At 72.4% G+C, this 1,149-nt stretch carries 1 protein-coding gene; it reads left to right on the forward strand.

Features of this window, described 5'->3' with window-relative positions; genetic code table 11:
- The coding region (locus tag ACWEVN_RS47995; protein ID WP_452055732.1) for a family 2 encapsulin nanocompartment cargo protein terpene cyclase at nt 1-1,046 on the forward strand (1,046 nt) is incomplete at its 5' end.
- Between the last annotated feature and the right edge of the window lie 103 nt (nt 1,047-1,149).

Below are 1,149 nucleotides of genomic sequence, written 5' to 3' on the forward strand. Positions count from 1 at the left end.
TCGGGCTCGGGACGTCGGCGGCGCGGATCGCGACCCAGTTCGCGCCCGCGCCCGGGCCGGACCCGGCGTACGCGTACCTGCCGTGGGGTGACGGCAGCGCGTCGCCGCTGTACTGCCCGGTCCAGGGCCGGGTCGACGACGGCCTGGCCGCCGAAGTGGACCGGCGGCTGGTCGCCTGGGCAGCGGACTGCGGGTTCACCGGCAAGGGCCTGGAGCAGATCGCCGGCGCCGGGTTCGGCTGGCTGGCGATGCTCGCCCACACCGACTGCGACGACCCGGACCGGCTGCTCGTCGCCGCGCAGCTCAACGCGGTCTGGTGGGCGGCCGACGACTACTACGCCGACGACAGCACGCTCGGCGCGGCGCCGACCGAGCTCCCGCCGCGCCTGGCGCTGGTGATGGCGGCCATGGACCCGGTCGCCCCGGCCGGGGAGTTCACCCCTCCGCTGGAGGAGGCGTTGCGCAGCGACCCGATCCTCGTCGGGCTGCACTCGGCGATCGGCCACCTGGGCCGGCACGGCTCGCCGGTGCTCGTGCAGCGGGTCTGCTACGCGACGTTCTCGATGTTCGTCAGCTGGGACGCCTACGCGGCGTGGCGCCACACCGGGCGGTACCCACCGGCGTGGGAGTACCTGGCGGCCCGCCAGCACGACAGCTTTTACACGTCGATGACCTTGGTCGACGCCGTCGGCGGTTACGAGCTGGCCGCTCCGTTCTACTACGACCCGCGCGTGCGCGAGGCGATGATGCGGGCCGGGACGGCGTCGGTGCTGGTCAACGACCTGCACTCGGTGGCCAAGGACGCGGCCGACGAGAAACCGGTCTGCAACATGGTGCTGCAGATCGCCGCCGACCGGGACTGCCCGGTCGAGGAGGCGGTGGAGGCCACCGTCGAGCTGCACAACAAGATCGTCCACGAGTTCGAGGACGGCCACCGGGAGCTGCTGGCCGTGCCGTCGCCGGAGCTGCAGCGCTTCCTCGTGGGTGTCCGTTCCTGGATGGGCGGCGGCTTCACCTGGCACGCCACCAATCCCCGCTACCAGTGATTGGGGTTTCGTTGTGACTGTCACCGACCCGGTGGAATCCGAGCAGGCGCCGTCGAGTTTGGGGCGGGCGGCGGCCCGGACCCTGGCCACGACGACCAAGTCG

The organism is Amycolatopsis sp. NPDC003861 (assembly GCF_053605405.1).